The organism is Candidatus Aalborgicola defluviihabitans, assembly GCF_016705985.1.
In the GTDB taxonomy this organism is placed as follows: domain Bacteria; phylum Pseudomonadota; class Gammaproteobacteria; order Burkholderiales; family Burkholderiaceae_C; genus Allorhodoferax; species Allorhodoferax defluviihabitans.
The window spans coordinates 798,427-822,807 of sequence record NZ_JADJKN010000002.1; the positions used below are offsets into that span (position 1 = coordinate 798,427).

Annotated in this window: 17 protein-coding genes and 1 pseudogene; 4 read left to right on the forward strand and 14 right to left on the reverse strand. The window is 59.4% G+C overall.

Annotation, left to right across the window (positions count from 1 at the left end; all coding sequences use genetic code 11):
* Position 1 precedes the first annotated feature (1 nt).
* Positions 2–2,190, reverse strand: a pseudogene (locus IPI80_RS04180) (LPS-assembly protein LptD).
* Positions 2,191–2,278: 88 nt separating this feature from the next.
* On the opposite strand from IPI80_RS04180, the gene IPI80_RS04185 reads away from it, so the two are divergent.
* The 4 genes from IPI80_RS04185 (at position 2,279) to IPI80_RS04200 (ending at position 8,038) form a co-directional block, all read left to right on the forward strand.
* Entirely contained in the window at positions 2,279–3,418 is a 1,140-nt protein-coding gene (locus tag IPI80_RS04185) for an aminoglycoside phosphotransferase family protein (RefSeq protein WP_413857429.1), read from the forward strand.
* A 67-nt stretch (positions 3,419–3,485) separates the two neighbouring features.
* Positions 3,486–4,247: a 16S rRNA (uracil(1498)-N(3))-methyltransferase gene (locus IPI80_RS04190; RefSeq protein ID WP_413857431.1), complete on the forward strand. Its 762-nt coding sequence runs from the start codon at positions 3,486–3,488 to the stop codon at positions 4,245–4,247.
* A 128-nt stretch (positions 4,248–4,375) separates the two neighbouring features.
* Positions 4,376–5,692 carry an iron-containing alcohol dehydrogenase gene (locus IPI80_RS04195; protein WP_413857433.1) on the forward strand — a complete coding sequence of 439 codons (1,317 nt, stop codon included), beginning with the start codon at positions 4,376–4,378 and terminating at the stop codon, positions 5,690–5,692.
* Between the two features lie 54 nt (positions 5,693–5,746).
* Positions 5,747–8,038 carry a saccharopine dehydrogenase NADP-binding domain-containing protein gene (locus tag IPI80_RS04200; protein WP_413857435.1) on the forward strand — a complete coding sequence of 764 codons (2,292 nt, stop codon included), beginning with the start codon at positions 5,747–5,749 and terminating at the stop codon, positions 8,036–8,038.
* A gap of 316 nt (positions 8,039–8,354) precedes the next feature.
* On the opposite strand, the gene IPI80_RS04205 is transcribed toward IPI80_RS04200, so the two are convergent.
* The 13 genes from IPI80_RS04205 to IPI80_RS04265 all read right to left on the reverse strand — a co-directional run bounded on the left by IPI80_RS04205 (position 8,355) and on the right by IPI80_RS04265 (position 24,322).
* Entirely contained in the window at positions 8,355–9,632 is a 1,278-nt protein-coding gene (locus IPI80_RS04205; RefSeq protein WP_413857437.1) for a Tm-1-like ATP-binding domain-containing protein, read from the reverse strand.
* A gap of 27 nt (positions 9,633–9,659) precedes the next feature.
* On the reverse strand, positions 9,660–11,066 hold the full coding sequence (locus IPI80_RS04210) for an APC family permease (RefSeq protein ID WP_413857439.1): 1,407 nt from the start codon (positions 11,064–11,066) through the stop codon (positions 9,660–9,662).
* Between the two features lie 31 nt (positions 11,067–11,097).
* Positions 11,098–12,453: an aminotransferase class III-fold pyridoxal phosphate-dependent enzyme gene (locus tag IPI80_RS04215; protein WP_413857600.1), complete on the reverse strand. Its 1,356-nt coding sequence runs from the start codon at positions 12,451–12,453 to the stop codon at positions 11,098–11,100.
* A 5-nt stretch (positions 12,454–12,458) separates the two neighbouring features.
* Positions 12,459–13,160 (reverse strand): HAD-IA family hydrolase, encoded by a 702-nt coding sequence (locus IPI80_RS04220; RefSeq protein ID WP_413857441.1) that lies wholly within the window; start codon positions 13,158–13,160, stop codon positions 12,459–12,461.
* On the reverse strand, positions 13,157–14,593 hold the full coding sequence (locus tag IPI80_RS04225; RefSeq protein WP_413857443.1) for an NAD-dependent succinate-semialdehyde dehydrogenase: 1,437 nt from the start codon (positions 14,591–14,593) through the stop codon (positions 13,157–13,159). The genes IPI80_RS04220 and IPI80_RS04225 overlap by 4 nt, the downstream gene beginning before the upstream one ends.
* Positions 14,594–14,653: 60 nt before the next feature.
* Positions 14,654–15,631, reverse strand: a complete 978-nt coding sequence (locus tag IPI80_RS04230; protein ID WP_413857445.1) for a WD40/YVTN/BNR-like repeat-containing protein — start codon at positions 15,629–15,631, stop codon at positions 14,654–14,656.
* A gap of 13 nt (positions 15,632–15,644) precedes the next feature.
* A complete protein-coding gene (locus tag IPI80_RS04235; protein ID WP_413857602.1) occupies positions 15,645–17,978 on the reverse strand; it encodes an efflux RND transporter permease subunit in 2,334 nt (777 codons plus the stop codon).
* 121 nt (positions 17,979–18,099) lie between these two features.
* On the reverse strand, positions 18,100–19,752 hold the full coding sequence (locus tag IPI80_RS04240) for a DUF1302 domain-containing protein (protein WP_413857447.1): 1,653 nt from the start codon (positions 19,750–19,752) through the stop codon (positions 18,100–18,102).
* Between the two features lie 30 nt (positions 19,753–19,782).
* A complete protein-coding gene (locus IPI80_RS04245; protein ID WP_413857449.1) occupies positions 19,783–21,141 on the reverse strand; it encodes a DUF1329 domain-containing protein in 1,359 nt (452 codons plus the stop codon).
* A gap of 262 nt (positions 21,142–21,403) precedes the next feature.
* Positions 21,404–21,949, reverse strand: a complete 546-nt coding sequence (locus IPI80_RS04250) for a methylamine dehydrogenase light chain (protein WP_413857451.1) — start codon at positions 21,947–21,949, stop codon at positions 21,404–21,406.
* Complete coding sequence (gene mauD / locus IPI80_RS04255) at positions 21,946–22,566, reverse strand: methylamine dehydrogenase accessory protein MauD (protein ID WP_413857604.1); 621 nt, start codon at positions 22,564–22,566, stop codon at positions 21,946–21,948. Before mauD ends, IPI80_RS04250 begins: the two co-directional genes overlap by 4 nt.
* Positions 22,566–23,114 carry a MauE/DoxX family redox-associated membrane protein gene (locus tag IPI80_RS04260; RefSeq protein ID WP_413857453.1) on the reverse strand — a complete coding sequence of 183 codons (549 nt, stop codon included), beginning with the start codon at positions 23,112–23,114 and terminating at the stop codon, positions 22,566–22,568. Before IPI80_RS04260 ends, mauD begins: the two co-directional genes overlap by 1 nt.
* On the reverse strand, positions 23,111–24,322 hold the full coding sequence (locus tag IPI80_RS04265; RefSeq protein ID WP_413857455.1) for an amine dehydrogenase large subunit: 1,212 nt from the start codon (positions 24,320–24,322) through the stop codon (positions 23,111–23,113). Before IPI80_RS04265 ends, IPI80_RS04260 begins: the two co-directional genes overlap by 4 nt.
* Positions 24,323–24,381: the final 59 nt, after the last annotated feature.

Sequence of the window (24,381 nt, forward strand, 5' to 3'; positions counted from 1 at the left end):
TTCAATCGTAGTTGCTAAAGCGGCTGGAACTCCCGCCCGATTCACGCAAATTCTGGTAACGCGAAATATTTTGGGTCAGGGACTGCAGTGGACTCACGCCCAGCCGGGTCAATCCCACCAACTCCAGTTGGAACATCAGGCGTCCGGTTGCAGTGGAGGTGCTGGTCTGCACCCGCTCCAGCACAACCCGGGCCAGCCAGCAGCCCGCATCGTACTCGACGCCCAGAATCGTGTCGACCAGGCGCCGCTCGTCGAAGCTATAGTTTAGACGCCCCACGCCGTAGTAGCGTCCCGGTCCCTGGCCGCGCCCGGCGCCCAGATCTGTACCGGTATCACCCCACAGATTGTTGAGCGGCCACTGCCAACTCACATCCATTTGTTCGCTGGAGTCGCGCTGGAAACGGTAGGCCGCGTTGATAACCTGGTAATGTCCCGGGGTGTAACGAACCCCAAAAGTTGAGCGGATGGACCGGTCAGTCTTGGCGTTGTACTGCACGGTGGTGTCCAGCGCCCAGCTGTCTTGCACGTTAACCGAGGCACCCAGCAACACATCGCTAAAACCCGCCTGTGCGGCAGGCGTTGCCGCGTTCAATGCGACGCGTTGGTCTTCAAACCGCAACCGCTGGGCCACACCAAAACTGGCAAGCTGTGCGCCGCTTTCGGCATCCAGAAAGCGCGTGCTCACGCCCAGGGTCAACAAGTTGTTGTCGGAAATCTTGTCGTGTCCGACAAAGGCGTTCTCGGTGTAAATAGTGGCAAAGTTGAAGTCATTGGCTGCCGTGTCGTAGTTGGGTAGCAGGCCTTGGTTGCGGTAAGGTGTGTATACATAGAAGGCGCGGGGCTCTAGCGTCTGGATCAGGTTGTGCCCGAAAAGCCGGGTATCGCGTTCAAACACCAGTCCACTGTCCAAGCTGAAGGTTGGCACCACGCTGTCGGCCGCACGCGAACCATCGGCCAGGGCCGCATCAAACTGGTAACTGGTGGCATGCCACTGCAGTTTGGGCGTGATGAAGCCCTCTGGAGCCAACCACGGGCGGCTGATCTGCAGAAGGCCCATGCCACGGCGCGCATTGGGTTGCAGGGTGAGACTGCGGTCGGCCTCGAATTGGGTGAAATCACCGTCGAACGACCAGTCGAACCCCCGCACGTTGGTCAGCGCGTAGCGACCGGTCAGTTGCGGTGCACGGTCATACGGCGGAATGATGGGCGCTGTCACATCTTGCAGCGTCTGCCACTTGAGCACGCGTGCCGTACCAAAAAAAGCTCCCAGGCCCCAAGCAGCAATCAGGTCGGTGGGCAGAAGGCGCTGGGTGATGGCCGCAGGCTCAAGGTAGCGGAACTCACCGCCCAAGTCGATGCCGCGATGGGTCATCAGCTTGGGTGTAAAAGTGGCATCGCGGTTGGGGGCAATGTTCCAATAGTAGGGCAGGGCCACCTCCACCCCGTTGTCGGTGCCCACACCAATGGTGGGCGGCAACAGGCCGGACTTGCGCTTGTCCGTCAGCGGAAAGCTGAGGGCAGGAATGGGCAGGATCGGCACACCCTTGAAGCTGACTACCGCGTCATGGGCGATGCCCACGTCTTCGTCGTTGTCCAGCTCGATGCGGCTGGCCCGCAATATCCAGTCGGGCAGCCAGTCGGGGCCCGGCTTGCGCTGGCAGGTGGTGTAAGTGGCGTTGTGGATGATGGTGTGGCTCTCGTCCAAAATTCGGCTTTCTCAGCCTCACCATGGCCGTCGCTCTTGAGAAAATGGTAGCTGGGCGCTGTGAAGAAGCCTTCAAAGGCATCCACCTTGAGGTCCAGCAGTGGGCCTTCGAACACATCACCTTTACGGTTGATGTGTACGTTGCCGCTGGCTATAACCTGATCGGTGGGCTGGGAGTATTCAATGCGGTCGGCACGGATCACGGTCCCGGCCTTGCGCAGCTCCACATTTCCTTCAATCACGGTATCCAGATCGGGGCGGCCCTTTAGACGGTCTCCCACCACAAAGACGGGCAACTTATCGCCCTGGGTGGAGGGCAATTGCTCGTCCAGCAGACCGGTGGATTTGAGCGTCAAACCCGCATCGGTCTCCTGGGCGTGCACCGAAACGCCAGACACCGCCAGCGCCGCAAGCACAGCCATGCCGGGCAACAGGCAGCGCAGTGCTGGCCGGCGCACACTCAGATCTGGCTGGGTAACAGGCATGGGCGAAAGGACGGGATCGTCAAGACGGCGACTCGGGGCTAAGGGGCGTAGCAGCAATGTGGAATGGGCTTTGTAGAATGGATTATCCATGAGCCCCACTGCCAGCCCCACCACGCCCCCCGCCCCCCTGTCCACCCTGTGGAGCGATCCCCAGCGCCAGGCCTTGCTCGCCACCTGGCTGGCCGGTCTGCAATCCGCCCACGGGTTGGTCCTGAACTCCGTTCGCCTGGCCTCTGCGGACGCCAGCTTTCGTCGCTACCTGAGGGTGGAGCGCGTACCACCATCCGGTGGCGGCAGCCTGGTAATCATGGACGCCCCGCCCGACAAAGAAAACTGCCAACCCTTTGTGCACGTAGCCGGGTTAATGGCCGAGGCCGGCCTCAAAGCTCCCCAGGTACTGGCCTGGGATGAGGCCAACGGTTTCATGCTGCTCACTGACCTTGGGACGCAGACCATGATGCAGGTGATCAATCCCACTGCGGCACCGCCGCTGACCCTGTATCTGGATGCCGTGGAAACCCTGGTGCAGTGGCAAAAAGCCTCGCGTGAAGGCGTGCTGCCACCCTATGACCGCCCCCTGCTGTTGCGCGAGCTGGAGCTATTCCCACAGTGGTACATCGCCCAGCACCGCCAGTTCACTCTGGACGCTGCCCAGCGCAAGACTCTGGACGACGCGTTCGAGAAAATCATCACCGCCAACCTGTCCTGGCCCAGCGTTTTTGTGCACCGCGACTTTATGCCCAGAAACCTGATGGTCCAGGATGTGACCCCGATGCGTAGCTCGCTGCCGCTCACTCCGGGGCTCCCCACTGCCACCCGTCTAGGGGTACTGGACTTTCAGGATGCCGTGTATGGCCCCATCACCTATGACATCGCCAGCCTGATGCGCGACGCCTTCCTTAGCTGGGATGAAGACTTCTGCCTGGACGTCACCATCCGCTACTGGGAAAAGGCGCGCAAGGCCGGCCTGCCGGTGGGCGACGACTTTGGCGAGTTTTACAAGGGCGTGGAATGGATGGGGCTGCAGCGCCATCTGAAAGTGGCCGGCATTTTTGCCCGCCTGACCCTGCGCGACGGCAAGCCGCAGTATTTGGCCGACACCCCGCGTTTTATTGACTACATTCGCGCCACCTGCAGCCGCTATATGGAACTCAAACCCCTGCTGCGCCTGGTGGAGCGTATCGAAGGCATCGCCGTTCCAAACGCCTATTCATTCGGACGATCATGAGTCAAATAACACTCCAGCCCTCGTCGAATATACGTAACAAGCTCCTATATTCATAGCATTTATCCATATGCCCCGCTTCTACTGCCCCGCACCCCTGGCCAGCGGCGCCCCGCTGGAACTGCCGGCTGGCGCAGCGCGTCACGTGCAGGTGCTGCGCCTGCAGCCGGGTGACAGCATCACCCTGTTCAACGGTAGTGGCGACCCCACGGCGGCTTGGCATGGCGCCGCACCCAGCGGTGGCGAATTTGAAGCCACAATCACCCACATGGGTCGCAGCGACGTGCAGGTCTTGGTGGGTGCCCACCATGCAGTCGAGCGCGAAGCCCACCACGCCGTGCACCTGGCCGTGGGCATGCCAGCCAACGAGCGCATGGACTGGTTGGTAGAAAAAGCCACTGAACTGGGTGTGGCCAGCATCCAGCCCTTGATGACCGAGCGCAGCGTGTTGCGCCTCTCGGGTGAACGCGCCGAGAAAAAAGTAGCCCACTGGCAAAGCGTGGCCATTGCGGCCTGTGAACAGTGCGGCGGCAACCGCGTGCCGCTGGTGAAGCCGGTAAAGACCCTGCAAGCCTGGCTGCAAGCCCTGGCACCCAAGGGCGACGATGCCCGCTGGCTGCTGTCCCTGTGCGACGGCTCCAGCCCCTTGCGCCAACACCTGGCCCACGGCACTGCGCCGCACACCACGTTTCTCTCTGGGCCTGAAGGTGGCCTGAGCGCCGGCGAAGAAGTCGCAGCAGTGGCCAGTGGCTTCACGCCGGTCACGCTGGGCCCTCGCGTGCTGCGGGCCGAGACAGCTGCACTCACGGCCCTGGCGCGCTTGCTTTCTTAGCCCCCACGCTCGCTCACTGTGCGCGTGCCCTGCCATCAGGGTTTGTCCGCGTCTAGGTTGGCGCCCCAACTCTTGTAGGTATGGGCATACTACAGTGCCATCTTTGTCCAAATGCCAGGAGCTATCTCGTGATTTCCGAATCCATGCGCAACACCGTCCGCGCCAAGGGACTGGGGGCTTTGATGAAGGGTGCGGGGCTGATAACCCGCTTCATTCCCATTCCACAACCCACGCTGCTGGTCGGCCCCGGCTCCAGCGCCCGCCTGGGCCAGGCCGTTGCCGGCTTTGGCCACCGAAAAATCCTGATCGTCACTGACAGCATCATCTCCAAGTTGGGCCTGCTCAAGGACCTGACCGATGCGTTGAATGCTGGCGGCGCACAGTTCGTGGTGTTTGACGAAATCACACCCGACGCCCCCATTCCACTAATCCAGAAGGGCATCGATTTCTTCCACGAGCATGACTGCGATGCCATCGTCGCCTTTGGCGGCGGCTCCAGCATGGATGCCTCCAAGGCCATTGCCGTGGCGGTATCCAACCCCAAGCCACTCAATCAGTTGGCCGGCTACCTCAAGGGCCTGCGCGCGCCGGTCAAGATCTACGCGGTACCCACCACGGCCGGAACCGGCTCTGAAGTGACGGTGGCGGCCGTGATCTCTGACCCCGTCACACACAAAAAACTGGTCATCGTCGACCCCCGCATGGTGCCAAAAATGGCCGCGCTGGACCCGACCCTGATGACCGGGCTGCCGCCCCACATCACGGCGGCCACCGGTATCGACGCCCTGACCCACGCCATTGAGGCGTTTGTCGGCAACTGGACCACGTCGTACTCGGATGGCATGGCGCTGTCGGCGGTGAGCCTGATTTTCGAGAACCTGCGCACCGCCTACACCGATGGCCAGAACCTGGCCGCGCGCGAAAAAATGTCGCTGGCTTCCACCTACGCCGGCTTTGCCTTCACCCGCGCGAACGTGGGCTATGTGCACGCCATCGCCCACCAGTTTGGCGGCCTGTACCACACGCCGCATGGTCTGGCCAACGCCATCATGCTGCCCTATGTGCTGAAATATTCGCACCCGGCCATCGTGGACCGGCTGGCCCTGTTGGCGGTTGCTGCCAAGGTTGGAACGGAAAATGAAGACACCGACACCTTGGCACAAAAATTTCTGGATGCGGTCGACCAGCTCAACCGTGACTTGGGCATTCCCACCACACTGGCGGCGCTGCGCGAGGCCGACATCCCCAAGCTGGCAGTCGCAGCCTGCCACGAGGCACACACCGGATATCCGGTGCCCCGCTATATGTCGCAGCAGCAGTGTGAAGACCTGATACGCAAGGCACTGCCGCCCAAGGAACCATCTAGCACCAAGGCGGATAAAGCCGCTGCAAGTGCGCCCAAGCGCACCAGTGCCAAGAAGTCACAAAAGCCGGCCAAAAACTAATGTGCGTGCACGGGTTTTGACGGTTGGGTTAAAAAGCAATACGAGGAGCAAACAATGAAAAAAGTAGTCACAGTCACCTTGGGTTCGTCCAAGCAGGATTTCGAATTCAAAACCGATTTCCTGGGGCAGTCGTTTTCCGTGCGCCGCATGGGTGCCGATCAAGACACAGGCAAGGCCTGGGAACTGATGCGCCGCCAGCAGGCCACGGTAGACGCCATCGGCCTGGGTGAAATCCCTGACCACTACCAGGTTGGCTTGCGCACCGTCATCAACAAAGAAACCCAGCGCCTGCTGAACGTCGTGACCCGTGTGCCGGTGACCACCGGCGCTACGCTGCGCCGCTTGCTGCAAGTGCGCGCCGTGCGCCACGTGCAAAAAGAACTGGGCCACTATTTCAACAACAACCTGGTGCTGTTTCTCTCCGGCATGCGCAACTACGACATGGCGGTTGCCATGTCCGACTACACCAAGAACCTGAGCTTTGCCGATGCGCTGTTCCAGACTGGCGCACCCACGATGCTGGGCTCGCTGGACCAACTGGAGCTGTATGCCAAGGGTAGCAAGTACATGCTGCAGGGTAAGTCCGGCCAGATGCTGGAAGCCGCACTATCGGGTTTCAAAAATAAAATGGTGGCCGATGTAGTGGCCAAATCGCACGTCATCGTGGGCACCTTTGCCGAACTCAAGGCCGTCAGCAATGCCTCCAACCTGGAAGGCAAGACCATCATCACGTCGGCGGTTGACGACCAGCGCCTGGCCTTTTTCACCAAGTGCAAGGTCAACTTGGTCATCGACGTGTCGCCCAAGCTGTTTCCCGAGGTGGTGGGCATCAACACCATTGAGGCCATGATTCTGGCCGCGTTGGAGAAGCCGCAAGAAGAAGTGTCGGACGACGACTTCGAAGAGATTTTGAACGAGCTGGACATCAAACCACGCTTGTTGCACCCCACTGGCAAGTTCCGCAACATCCGCCGCTTTGCGTTTGTGATCCACCCCTTAAGCCAGAACTACATCAAGAACGCCTTCCCCATCCCCAAAGCCACGCCGAAGTTTGTCATGGACAAAGTAGAGACCCTGGCCGCGCACATGCCCCCCATGGTTTATTGCAAGATGAGCAACATCGTGTCCCCCACGGGCGCAGAGGCTGAAGGTTGGCTGATCAGCGTGGGCGGCACGCCCAAGGAAATGCTGTCGCGCAGCCCCGAGTTCACCTACCGCCGTCTGCTGCAGGCCTCCAAGATGGCCGAGAAGATGGGTGCGCAAATCATGGGTCTGGGTGCCTTTACCAAAGTCGTGGGCGATGCCGGTGTGACCGTGGCACGCCGCTCCAGCTTGCCGATTACCACAGGCAATAGCTACAGCGCCTCGGGCGCGTTGTGGGCTGCGGCAGACGCCATGCGAAGAATGGGACTGGTGCACATCAACAAGCACAACAAGAAGGTGGCCGCCAAGACCATGGTGATCGGGGCGTCTGGCTCCATCGGTTCTGTCAGCGCACGGCTGCTGGCCATGTCGTTCGACGAGGTCTACCTGGCCGGGCGCACGTTGAGCAAACTTGATGAACTCAAGGCCTCCATACTGAAGGAAACACCAGACGCGAAAGTCTTCACCACCATCGACTACAACGAGTTGCTGGCCGATATGGACATGATCGTCACATCCACCTCGGGTGCCGGCAAAGAGATTCTGGACATCATGCGGGTCAAGCCTGGTTGCGTTATCACCGACGTAGCACGCCCTCTGGACCTGCCAGCTAGCGACGTGGCCAAGCGCCCCGACGTGCTGGTAATCGAGTCGGGAGAGATTGACCTGCCGACCAAGGTCAAGGGTATGAAGAGCATTTCTTTGCCGCCCAACGTGATCTATGCCTGCCTGGCAGAAACCATCGTGCTGGCACTCGAAGGCCGCTTCGAAGTGTTCACCGTCGGGCGCGATACCGAGTGGGAAAAGGTCAAAGAGATCTACAAGCTGGGCCTCAAGCATGGCATGAAGCTGGCGGCCATCTCGGGCGTCAACGGTGTGTTTACCGACGAAGCCATTGCCAAAGTTGTCACGCTGGCCAAAAAAGCCCGCCTGACTTGGACCGGCTCCAGCACCGCTGCACCGGTCAAACCCAAAGCAGCGGCCAGAACGAAGGTAGCACTAGCTCCAGCGGCCAAGCCAAAGGCAGCAAAAGTTACAAAGGCGGCGGCAAAGGCTGTAACCAAGAAATCCAATGGCAAGGCGTCGGCCAAGAAAGTGGTTGCAGTCAAAGCAACACCAGTTAAGGTTGGAACAACCAAAGCGGCTTCCAAGAAAGCTCCCGCAAAAAAGGCACCCGCCCGCACAGTCACCAAGGCAAGTTAAAACGGGCTACCTGACACCATATTGCATTTCTATTTCATCAATGAAGTTAATAGTGCAGCCACGATGCAGGGCAACCACACGATTGAGCCAAGTGAGCTGGGGTTGTCTTCCAGAGTTTTCAATGCTGCCAGCAGGTGTCCTCCAACGCGTCAAGGCTCTTAAACACCCGGTTGTGGAAGTACTTCTCGCTTAGCGCATCCCAGACGCCTTGAACAACCGGGCCGAGAATTCGCATTAGCCAAAGCGAGTGCGGGAGAAGGTCTTGCGCCGATTTCAAATCGACACGCCAACTACAGCAATTCGTATCCGTTCATCCTCAGGAGGTTGACAGTACCTTCCGGAGCGACCTTTTTCGGACCCCAGCCGGAATTTTCCCTTCCGCCACCCAGCGATCAAAGATGGCCAATGCGGCGTCGACAAAGGAATCATCGTTGATGTGCACGTCCAAATCGTGCAACTCAATTGGATCTTGAACACAGCGCCTGAACTCGTCCATGTAAGCGGCGTGGGCCTGCGGGGCATGCAATGGCTGGTCGGGGCGGTCCCACTCGTGCACACCGTGACGCGGTAGTAGCAGCGCGGTCGGTCCTTTGGAGGTGGCCAACTTGGCCGCAATCGTGCGCGCCAGTTCGCGACGCTCGTCCTCTGTCGTGATGACAGACCCAATCAATCGATTGTGTGCGTGATAGGGGCGCACTGCGTACCGGGGTGGCAGTGGCAACCAGCTTTGTACATCGATCATGTCGCTTGCGCCCGGTGCCACCAATTGCGGCACGCCGCGCCGACCAGCCCCTTCCAGGCGGCTAGGGCCAGCACTGACGACCGAGCCATTCAGATGATTGGTGACCTCGCCCAACGCAAAGTCAAACACGGCGACAAATTGATCCTGCTCGATCAGCGTCTCCATGGCCCGCCCACCAATCCCGGTGCAATGGAAAACAACCGGCTCATACCCCCGCGCGGTCAACCCCTCGGTCAACCGCACCATGTACGACAAGCAAGATTTCCCTAGCGAACCGATGGCCACCCGGGGCTGATTGGGCACGCTGACAACAACCGTGCTGCAGGCACCCAAAACAGCGCCTGCGGCCTGGCTAAGAATCGACTGACAGATGGTGTTTAGACCATAGAGTCCTCCGGCCCACAGAATCATCATCAAGTCAGGAGCCAGACGCTCCGGCGCAATCAAGTGCGAGTAAGCCACTGTGGTGACAATGAGCTTGGGCATACCCAACGGCAATGCAGCCATCACGTCTAAAGCCAAATCGGTGCCCATGGTGCCGCCCAACGCCAGCACACCATGAACCTGTCCTGCACGATAGAGATCAAGCGTCAACTTGACCGCGCCTTGGGCCATCTGGGTCATCGCCGCGTTCTCGTCGCCGAGCGCCGCGATAGCCGCCAGCGTGGTGCCGGCTGCCACCGCCACGCTGCCATTGGTGTACTCGGGTTGAAAACTTGGCACACCCAGCACGCCCACATCCATGATGGCTGCCGAGGCACCTTGCGCCTCAATACAGCGTTTCATGAATTGAAGCTCATCGGCTTTGGTGTCGGCCGTGCCGACAATCAGAATTCTCAGACCTTGTTTCATGGTGTTGTGTACCCTTACACGCTTGAACTACTGACTTGCACCGTGCGTCACCGGTGTAGTTGGTTCGAACAAACCCTTGCGCATCACGCCCTTGACCCAGATCGCACCCACCACGGCGAACAAGGCCAACACGATGCCGGTGTACTGCACTATTTGTTGCGTCATTTCGGGCGCTGGTGAACTGTTGATGACAACGTACGTCATACCGCCGATGGCCAATAGTGGCAGCCACGGCGCACCAGGCATGCGGAAGGGCCGCGCCATCTCCGGGTGGCGCCAACGCAGCACCAGCAGCGACACCTGCGCCATGATGTAAGCCAGCAACCACGCGACTGACGCAGCAATCGTCAACGGCAGGATGGCCATAGCGTCGCCGCCCGACCAGGCCAGCCCGATCAAAGGTAGCGCCGCCACAAACAGAATCGCCACCACCGGTGTACCAAATCGCGAATGCATCCGCTTGAAGACCGGAAACACCTGGCCATTCTCAGCCATGCCGCTAAGCATACGCGGCACGGCCGCCAGCACGGTGTTGAGCAAACTGGCCGATGCCAATAACGCCAGTACGGCGAACCAAACGCGCGCGTTCGGACCGAACACCGCCACCGCATAGTCGAGGTGGGGCGTGGCAGAGGCAGCCAGTTTGTCGCGCGGGATCAGCGCTGCAGCACCCACCGCAAACAGCAGTTCGGCCAGAAAAATCAGAATCAACCCACCGATCATGGCGCGCGGCAAATCACGCTTTGCATTGCTGGCATCAGGCACCAGCGGCGTAACAAACTCAGACCCCACGAATACCCAAAACGCCAGCGCCACAACACCCATCGTCACGGTGTCTTTACCCATGGCAGCGAACGCCAGCGTAGAACCACCCACCATTGGTGTGGCCGCCTGCCCTGACAATGCCAGCAGACCGGTCACCACCAAAAACAGCAGCACGGTAAAGCTCAACGTGGTCTGCACCTTGGCAAACACATCGGTTCCCAGAATGTTCAGGCCAGCAAACACCACCACCAGCATCACCGGCCAGGCAAACGGCGGCAAATGCAGGGGGATCGCCTGGGTCAAAATCTGGTCCGCCAATATCAACTCAGCCGGCAGGCCAAAGAGGGCCGGCGTCACATAGCCGGCGAAGACCAGCAAGATGGCCGGGAAGTTGCCAATCGCAGCCTCGGCATAGCTGCTCAAGCTCCCGGCGCTGGGCATCATCAAGGCCATCTCGGCGTACGCCATGGCGTTGGCCAGCGCAATCGCAAACGCCACCACCATTGCGACAAAAAAGCCCCAGCCACCGATGCCGACGCCTTGCATGACCGCGACCATACCGATTTGCGCCACGATGACGCCGATGGAGGCGGCCAGCAGCGCGCCAAAGCCCAGTCCGGCTCGGGGCTTGGGTAGGCTTGATATGGCCGGGGTGGACAATGAATTCATAGCAATAGCTCCTGCGTGAGGGTTTGTAGCTTTAGCGTTCTACGGCGGCGAAAGATTCGTCCAGCGCATCGCACAGAAGGTCGATTTGCTCTCCGCTGATGGTCAGGGCGGGCGACAAGATGATGTTGGCGCCCGAAGTTCGTACCATGGCGCCTCGCTCGTAGGCGCCACGTGCCACCATCGCTACCTCTTTGGCACCACGGCCAAAAGCGGCCTTGGTGGACTTGTCTGCCACCATCTCCAGACATGCCATCAAGCCGACACCGCGCACGTCACCAATGAGGCGCGAACGCTTGCCCAGGGCTTGCAACCGGGACATCAAGCGATCGCTTTGCTGCTTCACGTTGCCCAGAATGTCTTCACGTTCCAGGATGTCGAGTGTTGCCAACGCCGCCGCGGCTGCAACCGGGTGCGCACTGTAGGTGTAGCCGTGAGCCACCGATGCCAGCGCGGGATCGCCCTGGCTAAACACATCGGCAACTTTTGTAGAAATCGCAGTGGCGCCCAGTGGTACGTAGCCTGAAGAGATACCTTTGGCCAAGCACCACATGTCAGCCTGTACGCCCCACATCCGGGTACCAAACAGATGACCGGTGCGGCCAAAGCCGGTCACCACTTCATCAGCAATCAGGAGCACGCCGTATTTGTCGCACACCTTACGGATCAGTGGCCAGTAATTGGACGGCGGCACAATAACACCGCCAGCACCCTGCACCGGCTCGGCGATAAAAGCGGCCACGGTATCGGGTCCCTGAAACACAATCTCGCGTTCGAGCATCTCGGCGCAGATCTTTCCAAGTAGCTCCAGGTCCTGGGTAAATGGGTTGCGGTACAGCCAAGGCGTATCGACATGAAAGCAGCCTGGCAGCAGTGGCTCGTAGGCACGCCGAAAATTGGTGTTCCCATTGACGCTCATGCCGCCGAAGTGCACCCCGTGGTAGCCCTGCTTGAGGGAGATGTATTTGATGCGATCAGACTGACCCTGAATCTTCCAGTACTGGCGCGCGAGCTTGAGGGCACTCTCGACCGCGTCGGACCCGCCGTTGCTGAAGAACACGGCGCTGACGCCGTCAGGCTGCATCAGGTTGACCACCCGCTCCGATAGCTCGATGGCGCGGGCATGGGTGGTACCGCGAAAGATGTTATAGAACGGCAGCTCGTCCATCTGCGCTACTACTGCGTCACGAATTTCGCGCCGCCCAAAACCAAGGTTGGCACTCCACAAGCCGCCGACGCCATCAACCATGCGGTGTCCGTCCACGTCCCAGATCCAACTGCCGTCGCCACGCACAATGATGTCAGGCGGCGTGTCCTGCATCGCCTTTGGGTGCGCCATGGGATGCCACAGGCTGCGAGCGTTGGCCTGCTTCAATTCGGTCGGGGTCATGCGTGTCATGGGGTTACCTGTAAAGTAAGTTGGAGACGCGCGGCGATGGCAGCCAGGTTGCCCTCCACGTCGCGCAAATCAAAGAATTGAGTTTGCAAACCGGCCTTGTCGGCACCCACAATGTTGCGAAACTGGTCGTCCACAAACAGCACCTCGCCGGGCTTCACGCCCAAACCCGAAACCGCCTCCGCATAAGCGCGAGGGTCGGGTTTGAGAATGCCAGTGTGCGTGGCGTCAATGATGACGGACATGTCAGCCAGAACGTCCATTCGACTCAGAAATTCACTGCCGTAAAACAGCTCGAGCTCATTGGAGAGGATGCCCACCACAATGCCGTCGGCCTTGGCGGCGCGAATCAGCCGCTTGATCTCGGGGCGCACGATGGAGTTGGGATCAGTCTGGCGTACCCGCATCAGCATGGTGTGCACATCCCAGCTACCTTCCCCCATCCGCTCGCCCAACTCTTTGGCCCGGGCGGACCAGTAGCCGCGTTCGGTAATCTCATCGCGCTGCATCGCCAACCACAGCGGATCGGTGTCAGGCGCAATCGGGCCAAGCCAGGTCAACGTGCCAGCGGGAAGCCCCAAAATGCGCTCGGTGTCGCGGTGGCGTTCAAACACCGAGACGCTCATCACCGAGCCAAAATCAAGCAACAATGCCTTCGGTGGCGGGACCGTGGTGGCTTGCGGGTTGCAGTCTGCAATCATGCTGCGACGCTCACAAATTTCACTTCGGTGTAGGCCAACAAGCCCTCCAGACCTCCTTCGGATCCGAAGCCGCTGTCCTTGAGTCCGCCAAATGGCGTCTCAGGCTGGGACACGCCAAAATGATTGATGCCCACCATCCCTGCATGCAACCCACGGCTCAGCCGGTCCGCACCAACCAGATCCCGCGTAAAGGCGTAGGCGGCCAGACCGTACGGTAAAGCATTGGCACTCGCGATGGCGTCGTCCAGATCATCAAACGGGTCCAGCAGGCCGATCGGCCCGAATGGCTCTTGCTGCTGCACGCGGCACATTAGCGGCGCGCCCTCAATCAAGGTCGGCTCAAAGAAATAGCCCGGTCTGTTGATGCGTTGACCACCACACAGCAGCTTCGCCCCGCACTCCAACGCATCGGCCACCAGGGCTTCCATTTCGAGCACGCGTCGTTGCGCTACCAGCGGGCCCATCTGCACACCGGGCTCAAGCCCGGAGCCAACTTTCAGGGCCTGCGCACCAGCCACGAATGCATCGCGAAACTCGGCAAAGAGCGAGTGGTGCACCAAGAAGCGGATGGGGGATGCACACACTTGCCCGGCACCCCTGAACTTGGCCGCGACGGCCAGCTTGGCTACCGCAACAGGGTCGGCGTCGGCGCAAACGATCACTGGCGCGTGGCCCCCCAATTCGGCTGTGTAGCGCTTGAGGTAATGGGCCGACTTCTCAGCCAACACACGTCCGACGGGGGTCGAACCTGTAAACGAGATCTTGGCAATTTCGGTACTGGCTATCAAATGATCAGAGATTTCCGCCGGGTGCCCAAGGACCATGTTGAGCACACCAGGCGGTAGTCCGGCATCTTGAAACACCCGCACCAGTTCCATGCAACTGGCGGGAGTTTCCTCGGCCGGCTTGATGATGACGCTGCAACCAGCTGCCAGTGCACCGCCGAGCTTGCGCGCGGGCAAGTTGACTGGAAAGTTCCATGGCGTGAAAGCCGCCACTGGCCCAACCGGCACACGCAGCACGGTTTGACTGAGCACGTTGGCGACCCGCGGTGGAACACCGCGCCCGCCCAAGCGACGGCCTTCCTCGGCCAGAAAGTCAATGATGTCGGCCGAGAGTTGAACTTCACGCAATGACTCAGCCAGCGGCTTGCCTTGCTCCAGGGTTACGATCTTCGCAATGGCGGGCGCGCGTTCTCGCAGCAGCTCAGTGGCCCGCGTGATAATGCGCCAGCGCTCATAGGGCGATGTGTTGGACCAAGTCAGGAAGCCACGACGGGCCGCCGCCAGCGCCGCGTGTAGTTCTGGCTCGCCGGCCACTGGGAAGTGGCCCAAGACTGATCCGTCAGCTGGGTTAAAAACCGGCAACTGACCGCATGCGGTTGCCGCCACCCACGCACCGTCGATATGGAGTTTGAGGTCAGGATAGGTCATGGTTCAACGCAATACAAAAAAATGGCAGCCTTATCAGATTCAACTTGGCAAGCGGGGTGTTCAAGGCTTGACCACGCCCTGTTTGGAGAACAACTGCATTGACCCCTTGTCGCCCAACAGCACCGCCGTCAGCGGCAAGCGATCATCACGTGCGGTGGCTTTAAAACTGGCGCCAGCGTCGACGCTTTGTAAAACCAAGCCGTCAAGCCCGGCCGCCGTGACATTCGATCCCGCCGCAACGATGTCGGTAATGGAGCTCTGAGTGCCTGATTTAACCGCTTGCCACAATGCACCATGGTTTGTGCTGCGGTAAAGACTACCGCGCAATCCACCGACCAGCAAACTGCCGTCATCCAGCGCCGCGCCTGCCCACAGCGAGCCCTTGTAGCCAGTTGTCAGATAGGACCACGTCGCTCCGTGATCGGTAGAGCGCAGCACGCTGCCACGCTCGGCGGCCACGTACAGCGCCCCAGCAGGATCCGCAAAAACCTTAAAAAGATTACGGTCGGCCTTGCCGCCATCCGGAGGCGCGGGCAGCTTGACCTCGGTCCACGAAGTGCCACCATCGGCGGTCACCAATACCAGGGACCACAGGCCCACCGCAACGCCATGTTTGGCGTCACTGAAATACACCGAGAACAGCGGTCGGTCGGCTGCCGCGTCGAAACGCTGCAAGACCCAAGTTTGCCCACCATCCGTGCTGGCGATGATGGCGCCATTTTGCCCAACCGCCCAAGCGCGCCCATCAGCATTCAGATAAACCGCACTCAAGGTTACCCTGACCGGCACGGCCTTGGCCTGCTGCCACGTACCACCGGCGTCATCTGACACCAGCACCATGCCGCGCGCTCCAACGGCGATCATTCGCTCGCCGCTGCGTGCAGCACCCAGCAAGGGCGTTCCGGCAGGTACGCTGTTGACCCACGCCGGGGCGCGACGTAGCGCGACGCCATCAGCCAGGTTCACTCCTTGGGTCCATGCCGAGGGTGCGAACGGCATAAGCAACGCGGCGGCGATCAGAGAGTAAATAGGTTTCATGGGAACCGGTCTGTCAGTGGCTCAAAATGCCTGGTGCACGCACCGGATGGCGTCGCGGAAACAGGCGCTCCAGCCACACCGCCAGCGCCGGTAGCGTGGTCATCGCCATCACCAGGTTGACCAGGAACATGAAGGCCAATAGCTTGCCCATGTCCGCTTGGAACTTTAGCTCGGAGAATGACCAGGTGGCTACGCCCACGGCCAGCGTGATGGCGGTAAAGATGGTGGCCATGCCAACTTCGAGAATCGAATGCTCCAGCGCCTTGACGATGTTCTGCCCCGCCGCGAGGTGCATTTGCAAGCGGTTGTAGATATAGAAGGCGTAGTCGACACCGATGCCAACTGCAAGCACCATCACCGGTAGCGTGGCAACCGTCAAACCGATCTGTAGCTCCTTCATGAACCAGTAGCCGATGAAGGTGCCCACCGTCAGTGGCAGGCAACAGGCAATGACTGCCCGAAAATCACGGTAGACCAACAGAACCAGTAGGATGATGGCACCATAGACGTAGCCCATCATGGGTAGCTCGCTGCGTTCAACCACCTCGTTGGTGGCGGCCAATACGCCGGCATTGCCAGCAGCCAAGCGAATCGTTACACCGGCCAGCGGGTGGTTGTCGCGAAAGCGTTTCACTGCGGCAATCACGCCGTTGATGGTGCTGGCCTTGTGATCTGTCAGAAATAGGTGCACCGCTGTCATGCTGCAATCCTTGCGCATGTAGCCACGAATTCGGCCGATTTCTACCCCCAACCCTGCATAGTTGGCTGGATCGGACGGGACCACCGCCATCTTGGGGTTACCCTCGTTATAGCCTTCGTTATAGACCTTGAGCAGGTCGGAAAAAGAGGAAACCGCGTGGACTCCGGGTGTGTTCCCCATGGCTTCGCCAAACTGGTCTTGATAGTCAGCAATGGCGATGTTCTCGCAGGATCCTGGCGGTGCCTCAAACATGACGCTCAGCCAGTCCAGTCCAGTGTCGTAATTGGTGGCGATCGACGTGGCATCCATGTTGTAGCGCGAGGTGGCACGCAGTTCGGGTGCTCCCGGCTGGAGCGAGCCGACGACCCGGTCACGGCTTTGCCATACGGCGGTGACAAACACCGCAGCGCTGCACACCAACACGATCAAGGCGTTGCGCGGCACCGCCACGCGCGCCAGCAGACGCAGGGCCTTGGCGCGGCTCTCCTGTCGCTGCATCGCCAGGCGCGCATAGGTGACGTCGAATGAAAACAACGACGCTGCCAGCGGCAGCATCACCAGATTGGTGACGATTTTGAAGCCAACACCAATCGAGGCAGTAATCGCCAACTCGCGCACCATCGGAATGGGAACCATAACCAGCGTAATGAACGACACGAAAGCCGTCACCAGCGCCAGGGTGCCTGGGATTAACAGGCCACTGAAGCTGGCACGTGCGGCGGCCTCGGTGCTTTTGCCATGTGAGATCTCGCGCACGATGTAGTTGATTTGCTGCACGCCATGCGAGACGCCAATGGCAAACACCAGGAATGGCACCAACACTGCTAACGGGTCAAGGCCGAAACCGGCCAAGCGCAAGGTTCCGAATTGCCACACCAATGAGGCCAGTGAGCAGGCCACAGGCAACAGCGTGAGCGCAACCGAATGGCAGTACCAGTAGACTGCGGCAGCCGTCAGCAGCAGCGCAATGCCACAAAACACCAGCACCCCGCGTGCACCTTCGGCAATATCTCCAATTTGCTTGGCAAAGCCAATAATCTGAATTTCAAACTGAGGGTCCTCAAACTTGGCACGCAGGGCTTCGAGCTGTGCGTTGTACGCGACATAGTCCAGCGGCGTTCCATCCACGCTTACCTCGTTGAGCTCGACGATTACCATGGCACTGGTCTGGTCGCGGGACACCAGTGTGCCGACAAAACCGCCCTGACCAGTGGCACGGGCAATTTTGTCGATGACATCCTGATTCAAGGACTCAGGCACGATGCTGCCGTCGATCAACGGATCGGCCCTGAAGCCGTCTTCAGTGATCTCATTGACAAAGCTGTTCGGTGTCCACAACGATTGCACACCCAGACGCTCGGCGTTGGGTAAGAAGCTCACCGCCTGTGTGACCTGGAACAACCGCGTCAGCGCGGGAGCTGTCCAGATCGTACCGTGGCGAGCCCGCACCACGATATTGAGCCGGTTAGCCCCCAACATATCGGAGCGGTACTCCTGGAAGGCCTGGATGTACTCGTGCCCAGTTGGCATCTGCTTTTCGAAGCCGGCACTAACTCGAAGTTGCACTGCAAACCAGGCCATGACCATCGTCAGCAGCAGCAGGACCAGCAAGATCGATTTGCGCCCGGCGAACAGTATGCGCTCCATCGCCTGGACGGCTCGCGCCGCCCGGCCAACCGAAGCGGGGGATGATTCAGTCAAGTTTCTTCTCCCGTCAAGAGCGGCAACGGCATGAGATGCAGCACAACACGCGTTGCGTCACCTTGCATCAGAAATTGCGTGAAAGCACAGCACCGAAGAAGTCACGGTCGCGGTAAGGTTGGTCAAATACAGACGACCCGCCCTGGAATCGGGCGTAATTGATTGCAAATTGCCACTTTGCTGGGTTTTGAATGAATGTGACGGTGAAATTGGCTGATTTGGCACCCTCCATGAATAGTGCCGAAGTGTTCGGAGTGCGCCCAGTCACAGCCTGAAAGTAGTAGATCTCTGGCACCACCTGCCATCCAGGAATCAGCGTACCGTCATAGACCCAGCTGAAGTCAAAGTTGAAGCCGGCAGAAGTCTTGGTGCCAACCGACTCAGGCATAGCCATAGGATCGGTGGCATTGCCCCAGCCCCAGCCACCGGCCGCGACCGGGTCTCCGCCGTAGCTCGCCTGTAGGCCGGGGTAGTGGATCACGACGGCCTCGGCCAACAGGGTGGCGGTGTCGGCGCCCAGCATCTTGAGAAGCCCTGAACCAGTGCCGCTTGGAGTCAGGCTGAGGATACCCGTCAAGTGCCATTGATAGCGTTTTTCATCCACCCAGCAGTTTCCGTTCTGAGAGCTACAACCACTGGCGTTGACGTTAAGTGAGACGGCGTCACGTGGCCGGTAGGAAAGCTCGGTGCCGACGGCCCAGTCGCCCACCGGGAAACTGGCGCTGACTCCGTACAGTTCCCGATTCTCCGCATAGGTCCAACCGACTGCGCCAGTATCTTTGATATTGACGCTGAACTGTGGTGTCTTGTCGTGAAAGTTCATCGCGTAGAAACCCATGTTGAGCTGGGTTCCTTCCGGTTGGTAGCGCAATGCCGCGCCCCACTGACCACGATCGGGTGCTTTGTCCTCGGCCAAGCCATAGGTGTCATGGCCCTTGCCCAAACCGTTGACCATGGACCAGTAGCTCCCCGTGGGGGGAAAGTAGCTGGCGTTCCAATTCGTTTGAACATAAGCTTCGGCGTTGAGGCCCTTGCCCAGGCCAGAGGCCACGCTGATCATCGGAGCTGGCAGGAACACCTCTTTCAATTGGGTACCGGGCTGCGACAGTCGCATGATGTCCATGGCATTGGTGCTGTTGATACCGCCGGGTAGAAACAAACTCTCGCCCCAACTGATCACTTGGTTACCAACGCGAACACGTGCCTGTTGCTCACCCACTTGGAAGCCCTTACTGACCCACAGATCCAGAAGCCGACCCTTGAATTGGAGATCATCGCGCGCGTCTTCGGCCAGGTTATCACGCAAGCCAGGGGGAGTTGTTGCGCTGACGATTCCTGACGTGTGGGAGGCGGCGAAGTCACGCACCCAGTTTGCGCGCGCGAAAATCTTTATGTCTTCTGGCAATTTCAACAACAGCTCGTGACTGCCCTTGAGTTGACCGGCAAACAGATCACCCCGTGCATAGTTGAGATTGCCCTGATCACCCAGCCCGGATATCGGGTCGAGGCAACCGGTGGGCGCTCCGGGCCCTGTGGCGCCTTGCAAAACCAGGCCACAGGTCGGTGTGCTCGCACGCACACCGAGTCCCAGAGAAATCGTAGAGTCAAAGTTGCCTGATATGTTCTCGGTCTCAAATGTGACGGCCTTCGCCGATACGCCACATGTCAGGCCCACGGCCACTGCTACCAAACGTAAAGGGAGTTTGAAAGTTGGATTCATGATGCTAGTGCTCGGTATGGATTGATGAGGTCAACGTTCGCTGACGGCGCGCAAGTTGTCTGCGGTGTAGAAACCGGGCTTGTAACGTGCCCCGGTTACTTCGGTAATCCAACGCACGTCGGTACCAGTCCCCGCAGCGTGCATGTCAAAGACGTAGCGGCCTTCGGTCAGGTTGTTCTGAACAAATGCTTCCACGTCACAAGTGCCGGTCTCGTAAACCGGAATGGCAAATCCCTCGCGCATTTTGGCCAACTTGCCCTGGGCATCGTAGTCGTCGGCCACCAACAGAGTCCAACTGTCCTCATCGAGATAGAACGTGCGCTTGGGTGCGGTGTGGCGCATGCCTTGCTTGACCGTTGCTTCGACAACCCACACGCGGTGCAACTCATAGCGGCGGTGGCCCGGATCAATGAAGTCGGGCTTGGCAATGTCTTCGAATTTGGCCTTGAAGTCGTAGGCGCCAAAGGCGTTGTAAAGAACGTACATTTCCTTCTTGCCAACCAGCTTCCAGTCAAAGCGATCCATCGTTCCATTGAAAACAAAGGGCTCATCCAGCGTGTACTGGTTTTCCATGCCAATCTGTGGTGAATCGTAGGCGTATGTGGGCATGCGACGCACTCGACGCTGACCCGGAAAATAGTAGAACGTCTCGCTTCCCGGTTGATTCAAAAAGAAAGTCAATGCCAGTGCTTGACCGGCCAGAGCGGTTGGCGAGCTGTAGGCAAAGTAGGCAAAATATTCGACAGGGGGCAGCGTGGACAGCAGTGTCGAACCCTTTGCACCCCAAGGCATGAACGCTGTGAACTCCTGACCTGCCCGGATCCATTCTGTGCTGCCCTTGCGTGGCGACACTGAGGTGACCACGTTCTTGTACTCGACACCGACACCTCGGTAGCGCATTTTGCTGTTCCACATCGCCTCTGTGCCATTGGCTGGCGTAGGAAATGGATAACCGGGCACGACGGCTTCCTGAAGGCTCCAGCCATCAGGGCCGATCTTGGCGATTCCGCCGGCGTTTTTCTTGGTGTTCTCGGCTACAAAGTCTGGCACGCCGCAGGTGCGCCGTGTCGGGTACACGTCCATGCGGTAGCCTTTGACCTGCTTGAGCATGGCCAGTTGACCCGGTGAAAGCATGGCGGCGTATTTGTCGGCGTTTGACGCATCAATGGTCAACGTTGACTTGTCGCCCTTGTATTTGAAGTTGTCGCTGCGCAATTTGCCGTATGACCAGCCTGTTTGCTGCACTTCGTTGCCAGGCCAGGCAGGAATACTGCCGCTGGCATTGCCGGCACGCTCGGCGCCAGCTGGTGTTTTGCCCGTGTCTTGCGCGGCTGCACAGGCTGTGATCGCTATCAACGCGGACGCGACACTGGTGCGAATCGTAATCATGACTACCCTTTCACTCAAAAACTGCAGTTGGCCGGATTAATGTCCACCCCGAGGCGTACCAGATGGCTGGCTGCTGCGCACCACCGGTCTACCCCGCCGACATTCGAGGTAAATGAATTATTGAAATGGTTTGTTTCGTTGTCAACAAGTGTTTCTACTAACTCGTTTCAATGACAACAATATGAAAACTATAGAGGCGCACTAACGAGCGCCCGTCAACGCGCGACCGCCACTCAGGAGGTCTGCCTAGAACTCGAACGTATCAGCCCTTGTCAGTGATGCCGACAATCACCGAGACGGTGCAGTGGTAGACCGAACTGTCATTGGCCATACACCAATTGATGTCGTTGTGAATCCCCATGTGGTAGCCGGGTCGGTCACCATGGTTCGTATTGCAGAAACACCGGCCGCAGGACGTCACGCCGCAGCAGTCGCTGTAGCTGAGCAGGTAGTCTTTCCCGTCGGCCGGGTTGTGGCAGGTGCCAACCCAGGACACCTTGGACGCAGTGGTGCCGGGCGGACAACTGGTGGCACTGCCACCGCAACAGGAACACAGGAAACCGTCAACCGAACAATAGCGCCAATAGTCGCAGTCGGTGTCTTTAGCGGGCCCCTTGGTCGCTGCGGCCGCAGCGCCGGCCGCGTGCGCCTGCGAGGTACGATCAAACGGCAACACTGGCAAAGTTATGGCCCCAGCCAACATTGCCTTGCCAACCCCCACCAGCAAACTGCGTCGCGACGTGCGCTGCGCAAGCGACCGGCTGCGCCGCTCAGTTGTTCGATCCAACCATGCCCAAATTTTGTTCATGTCGACTCCTTGCTCAGAGCAGCCCTGGCCTGCACGGTCTGCTCAATGTAGTCCTGAACAGACGCCACGCCCAGGTCGTGGGACGTGAACAGGCTCTCGATCTGCTCGCGCGAATTGACCAATCCTTTGGACCGGACCACGCCGCGCTCGTCAATCAGCACCGCGTAAGGCAGCTTGCTGATGCGCCATTGCATGCCGAGCTCCGTCGACAACAAATATGGGTAATCGGTCAGCATCGCCCGACGCCGAAACGCTTCGTGCTCGGGCTGTTCGCCATCGGAGGCAAAAATCAACTTCACCCAGGACGCCTCAGTAGTTTGCACAGAACGCAGAATCGGCAGCAGCTTCTTGCAAACTGGACAGGTCGGGGATAAAAAGAACAACAACGTGCTGTGTTGGTTGGGCGCGCCAATCGATATCTGCTGGCCGTCGAGCGAAAGCAAATCCAGCACTGGCGCGGCTTCACCGACCTTGGGCCCGGTGTCCATCATCAAAGCTCCCATGGGCGCAATTCGCTCGTACAGAATGCCGATTTGACGCGACAAGGCTATCACGGCCACCAGCAGCGCCATGACAGCCACCCAAAGCAGAATATTGGAAACGATCAGAGACTCGATCACGGCGCATTCCTCAGGTCGATAAAACGGGATTGGTGGCTGAGCCACAAGTTGGCGGCTTGGTAGAGCCCCAGTAAAAACAACGTGGCCATCAGAGTGGACAGCAAATCAAGCCATACGGTAGGACGCAAGTTGTGGCTCTGCGATGCCACTACTATGACCATACCGACGACACTGTTGCGCCACAGCAAGCCCGCAGACAAAGGCAAGGCGTCATCGCCGCAACCACAAACGATGCGAGAGCGTCCTCGGCGCAGGTTGACCGCCACTGCACCACTGACCAACACCAACAAGCCCAACGCCAAGACTGCCCCGGAAGGGCGCGATACCAGCGGCAGTAGTAACACGCCAGCCGCCAACTCCAGCGTCGGCAGCACGCGCGCGGCCACCGGCACCAACGCAGAGGGAAGCAGTTGGTAGTTGTCCAGCACCGCGTGGAACAGCTCAATGTCCCGCAATTTGGATAACGCGGCAAGCAGGAATAGCACCGCCACTGACGCCGCCGCCGCGTGCCCCATGACCGGATCAACGAGAAACAGTCCGTTCATGGTGACTGGGTTTCGATGTAGACCGGCATTTCACCAAACGGTGCTGACTTGCGCGACGGTTTGCTCAAGCCGCGCGCACTGAGGAGGTCAAACGCCACCAAACTGTTGTCCATACCGTTGAGCACAATGAGTTCCGGCTTCTCTCCAGAGGTCATGGCCATCGAGACTGCAGCGTGTCCCGGCACGCGCGCAAGACGTTTGTGCTGTTGCAAATCGAACGCCCACAATTCCTGGGCTGGATTTTTATGGCTACCTTCAGTTGCCTTGGGATGCATACCGACCACCATGCGTCCACTGCGCGGATCAACAGCGAACAGCGCCATGCCACCGGGCCGCCAGCCCTGCTTGCGTGTCTGCGCATCAAGCAGAGACCATGCTGACGGAAAAGTTGGTGTTGCACCACTCAAATCAACGGTGTACACCGAGCCCCCATAAGAGACAAACACCAACTCCTGATTTACCATCTGGTAATGCATAAAAATCGGGTCGTCACTCGAGTCAAAGAATCGCACACTGTTGCTGCGCGAAGCCAAGCCTCCACTGGCATCCAACTCGAATGTGGCGAGGGTGCCGTCGCCACACACGCTGGAGAACTTCGGCTGCGCTTGCGGCCAGGGGATCACACCCCAGCACCCTGAATTTGGAATCTCTGCGCTCACCTTGTGTGATTGCAAGTCCACCACGGTGACCGTTGCGGCCGGCGTAGCGTTCTGCACCAATAGAAAGCGGCCATCACGCGTTTGCCGCAACAGCGCCTTGATGTTGAGTCCCTGCGCACGCCGCGGTGGTACTTCGATTTCGTATTTGAGACGCAAATCGGCGGTGTTATATGCCTCAACCACATCGGTCCGGATACCACGCTGCAAGCGGCTGTGATAGGTAGTAGCCAGAAAAAGCGTCTGTCCGTCATTCGAAAGCGCCGTCGCTGCCGCAAAACCTGCCCCTATCAGGCCCAGGTAGCGCATCTTCTCGCCATCGATCACGTGGATGCGACCATCGACGATATGCCCAAGACTGGGATCACTGAGGTAGAGCCGATGCGAATTGGGCACAGGCAGCGCCGTGGTGCTCAACTGCTCAAGCGGCAACTCGGCGCGTGCTGGCGCCAGCGAGCATGCCGCGACCAGCATCAGGGCCGCGAGTTTAGTCAGAGCGGACCATATATTCACCCCACCGGCCGCTGTACCCCGCTCATTTTGCATATTCATGTCTCCTGTTGCCGCACCCTCAACCAACGCCCGACTTGCGCCGCCACGCCGCCAGCGAC

Bases quoted from the DNA above. Each gene is read 5' to 3' on its own strand.
- IPI80_RS04185 (WP_413857429.1), top strand. From the start codon at position 2,279: ATGAGCCCCACTGCCAGCCCCACCACGCCCCCCGCCCCCCTGTCCACC.
- IPI80_RS04190 (WP_413857431.1), top strand. From the start codon at position 3,486: ATGCCCCGCTTCTACTGCCCCGCACCCCTGGCCAGCGGCGCCCCGCTG.
- IPI80_RS04200 (WP_413857435.1), top strand. From the start codon at position 5,747: ATGAAAAAAGTAGTCACAGTCACCTTGGGTTCGTCCAAGCAGGATTTC.
- IPI80_RS04205 (WP_413857437.1), bottom strand. From the start codon at position 9,632: ATGAAACAAGGTCTGAGAATTCTGATTGTCGGCACGGCCGACACCAAA.
- IPI80_RS04210 (WP_413857439.1), bottom strand. From the start codon at position 11,066: ATGAATTCATTGTCCACCCCGGCCATATCAAGCCTACCCAAGCCCCGA.
- IPI80_RS04215 (WP_413857600.1), bottom strand. From the start codon at position 12,453: ATGACCCCGACCGAATTGAAGCAGGCCAACGCTCGCAGCCTGTGGCAT.
- IPI80_RS04220 (WP_413857441.1), bottom strand. From the start codon at position 13,160: ATGATTGCAGACTGCAACCCGCAAGCCACCACGGTCCCGCCACCGAAG.
- IPI80_RS04225 (WP_413857443.1), bottom strand. From the start codon at position 14,593: ATGACCTATCCTGACCTCAAACTCCATATCGACGGTGCGTGGGTGGCG.
- IPI80_RS04230 (WP_413857445.1), bottom strand. From the start codon at position 15,631: ATGAAACCTATTTACTCTCTGATCGCCGCCGCGTTGCTTATGCCGTTC.
- IPI80_RS04235 (WP_413857602.1), bottom strand. From the start codon at position 17,978: ATGGAGCGCATACTGTTCGCCGGGCGCAAATCGATCTTGCTGGTCCTG.
- IPI80_RS04240 (WP_413857447.1), bottom strand. From the start codon at position 19,752: ATGAATCCAACTTTCAAACTCCCTTTACGTTTGGTAGCAGTGGCCGTG.
- IPI80_RS04245 (WP_413857449.1), bottom strand. From the start codon at position 21,141: ATGATTACGATTCGCACCAGTGTCGCGTCCGCGTTGATAGCGATCACA.
- IPI80_RS04250 (WP_413857451.1), bottom strand. From the start codon at position 21,949: ATGAACAAAATTTGGGCATGGTTGGATCGAACAACTGAGCGGCGCAGC.
- IPI80_RS04260 (WP_413857453.1), bottom strand. From the start codon at position 23,114: ATGAACGGACTGTTTCTCGTTGATCCGGTCATGGGGCACGCGGCGGCG.
- IPI80_RS04265 (WP_413857455.1), bottom strand. From the start codon at position 24,322: ATGAATATGCAAAATGAGCGGGGTACAGCGGCCGGTGGGGTGAATATA.